Here is a 3,392-nt window from a genome sequence, read left to right on the forward strand (position 1 = left end):
CAGGCCGCGATCGTCGGACTGCAAGTACCGCCTTCTTTCGGGAGGGAGTGGGAACGGGGTTTCGAGGGTTGGGGCTGGTTGGACACACTGTTGGGTCCTGAGGAAACGGGCATGCGTGTTCGGTTCTTCGGAGACAGGACCAGCGGACGCCTCAAAGGCTTGGGGCGCGAGCTGGTTTGCTGTTTGTTGTTTGAGATTTGCATAGTGGACGCGAGCATCTTTGTGGCCAAGTTTTTTAGGGCACACGGTGGATGCCTTGGCATCAGGAGCCGATGAAGGACGTGGGAGGCTGCGTTAAGCCTCGGGGAGTCGCCAACCAGACGTTGATCCGGGGATGTCCGAATGGGGAAACCTAGCACCAGTCATGTGGTGTTGCCTCCGCCTGAATGTATAGGGCGGTTGGTGGTAACGCGGGGAAGTGAAACATCTCAGTACCCGTAGGAAGAGAAAACAATAGTGATTCCGTGAGTAGTGGTGAGCGAAAGCGGATGAGGCTAAACCGGGCGTGTGTGATAGCCGGCAGGCGTTGCATGTCCGGGGTCGTGGGACCTTCTTGGTCGATCTGCCGGTCGGCCGAACAGTGAGAAATCGATGGGGTAGTTGAAAGCTCTGGGAAGGGCTGCCGTAGACCGTGAGAGCCGGGTAGGCGAAACCTTGTCGACTGTTTGAGGGGATCCCAAGTAGCACGGGGCTCGAGAAATCCTGTGTGAATCTGCCAGGACCACCTGGTAAGCCTAAATACTCCCTGGTGACCGATAGTGCACGAGTACCGTGAGGGAAAGGTGAAAAGTGCCCCGGTGAGGGGTCGTGAAATAGTACCTGAAACCGTGTGCCTACAAGCCGTAGGAGCTTAGCTGGGCTTGCTCAGCTGTGATGTGACTGCGTGCCTTTTGAAGAATGAGCCTGCGAGTTATGGTGTGTGGCGAGGTTAACCCGTGTGGGGGAGCCGTAGCGAAAGCGAGTCTGAATAGGGCGTTGAGTCGCATGCTGTAGACCCGAAGCGGAGTGATCTACGCATGGGCAGGTTGAAGCTCAGGTAAGACTGGGTGGAGGACCGAACCCACCAGGGTTGAAAACCTGGGGGATGATCTGTGTGTAGGGGTGAAAGGCCAATCAAACTCCGTGATAGCTGGTTCTCCCCGAAATGCATTTAGGTGCAGCGTCGCGTGTTTCTTGCCGGAGGTAGAGCACTGGATGGCTAATGGGCCCGACAAGGTTACTGACGTCAGCCAAACTCCGAATGCCGGTAAGTGAGAGCGTGGCAGTGAGACTGCGGGCGATAAGGTTCGTAGTCGAGAGGGAAACAGCCCAGATCACCGACTAAGGCCCCTAAGCGTGTGCTAAGTGGGAAAGGATGTGGAGTCGCAGAGACAACCAGGAGGTTGGCTTAGAAGCAGCCACCCTTGAAAGAGTGCGTAATAGCTCACTGGTCAAGTGATTCTGCGCCGACAATGTAGCGGGGCTCAAGTACACCGCCGAAGTCGTGGCACTGACAGCTTTGCGCTGTTGGTGGGTAGGGGAGCGTCGTGCAGCCGGCGAAGCAGCAGAGTGATCTAGTTGTGGAGGCTGTGCGAGTGAGAATGCAGGCATGAGTAGCGAATCGAGGGTGAGAAACCCTCGCGCCGGATGACCAAGGGTTCCTGGGGCAGGCTAATCCGCCCAGGGTAAGTCGGGACCTAAGGCGAGGCCGACAGGCGTAGTCGATGGACAACGGGTTGATATTCCCGTACCCGCTTTAACGCGCCCATACTGAACCTCGTGATGCTAAGAGTCCTTAACTCGGGTTGTCCTTCGGGACGGCTGTCAGAGTGAACGCTCGAACCGATCGGGTAGTAGGTAAGCGATGGGGTGACGCAGGAAGGTAGTCCAGCCCAGGCGATGGTTGTCCTGGGGTAAGCATGTAGGGCGGAACGTAGGCAAATCCGCGTTCCTTAAGCCTGAGATGTGATGCCGAGCCGATTGTGGTGAAGTGGATGATCCTATGCTGCCGAGAAAAGCCTCTAGCGAGTGTTGTGGCGGCCCGTACCCTAAACCGACTCAGGTGGTCAGGTAGAGAATACTAAGGCGATCGGGTGAACTGTGGTTAAGGAACTCGGCAAATTGCCCCCGTAACTTCGGGAGAAGGGGGACCTCTGCTGGTGTAGGACCGTGCGTCCGAGGCTGGTGGGGGTCGCAGTGGCCAGGGGGAAGCGACTGTTTACTAAAAACACAGGTCCGTGCGAAGTCGTAAGACGATGTATACGGACTGACGCCTGCCCGGTGCCGGAACGTTAAGGGGACCGCTTAGTCAGCGTAAGCTGGCGAAGGTGAGAACTTAAGCGCCGGTAAACGGCGGTGGTAACTATAACCATCCTAAGGTAGCGAAATTCCTTGTCGGGTAAGTTCCGACCTGCACGAATGGCGTAACGACTTCCCCGCTGTCTCAACCGCAGACCCGGTGAAATTGCAGTACGAGTAAAGATGCTCGTTTCGCGCAGCAGGACGGAAAGACCCCGGGACCTTCACTACAGCTTGACATTGGTGTTTGGAACGGCTTGTGTAGGATAGGTGGGAGACTGGGAAGCTCGGACGCTAGTTCGGGTGGAGTCATTGGTGAAATACCACTCTGGTCGTTTTGGATGTCTAACTCTGGTCCGTGATCCGGATCGGGGACAGTGTCTGGTGGGTAGTTTAACTGGGGCGGTTGCCTCCCAAAAGGTAACGGAGGCGCCCAAAGGTTCCCTCAGCCTGGTTGGCAATCAGGTGTTGAGTGTAAGTGCACAAGGGAGCTTGACTGTGAGACTGACGGGTCGAGCAGGAGCGAAAGCTGGGACTAGTGATCCGGCATCGGCGTGTGGAAGCGGTGTCGCTCAACGGCTAAAAGGTACCCCGGGGATAACAGGCTGATCTTCCCCAAGAGTCCATATCGACGGGATGGTTTGGCACCTCGATGTCGGCTCGTCGCATCCTGGGGCTGGAGTAGGTCCCAAGGGTTGGGCTGTTCGCCCATTAAAGCGGTACGCGAGCTGGGTTTAGAACGTCGCGAGACAGTTCGGTCCCTATCCGCTGCGCGCGCAGGAGACTTGAAAGGGGCTGTCCCTAGTACGAGAGGACCGGGACGGACGAACCTCTGGTGTGCCAGTTGTACCGCCAGGTGCACGGCTGGTTGGCTACGTTCGGGAGGGATAACCGCTGAAAGCATCTAAGCGGGAAGCTTGCCTTGAGATGAGGTCTCCCACCCTGTGAGGGGGTAAGGCTCCCGGTAGACGACCGGGTTGATAGGCCGGAGGTGGAAGCGCGGTAACGTGTGGAGCTGACCGGTACTAATAGGCCGAGGACTTGACCACAAAGCAGACTTTTCTAGTCGTTGCTCGCGTCCATTATGTGATTCTGAGACAGCAAGTGGCTGTTTC

At 57.0% G+C, this 3,392-nt stretch carries 1 rRNA gene; it reads left to right on the forward strand.

What is annotated here, in order from left to right:
* Nucleotides 1–224 precede the first annotated feature (224 nt).
* A 23S ribosomal RNA gene (locus ACFKCF_RS61445) occupies nucleotides 225–3,326 on the forward strand.
* Nucleotides 3,327–3,392: the final 66 nt, after the last annotated feature.

Source organism: Nonomuraea sp. JJY05, from assembly GCF_043496855.1.
Lineage (GTDB): Bacteria > Actinomycetota > Actinomycetes > Streptosporangiales > Streptosporangiaceae > Nonomuraea.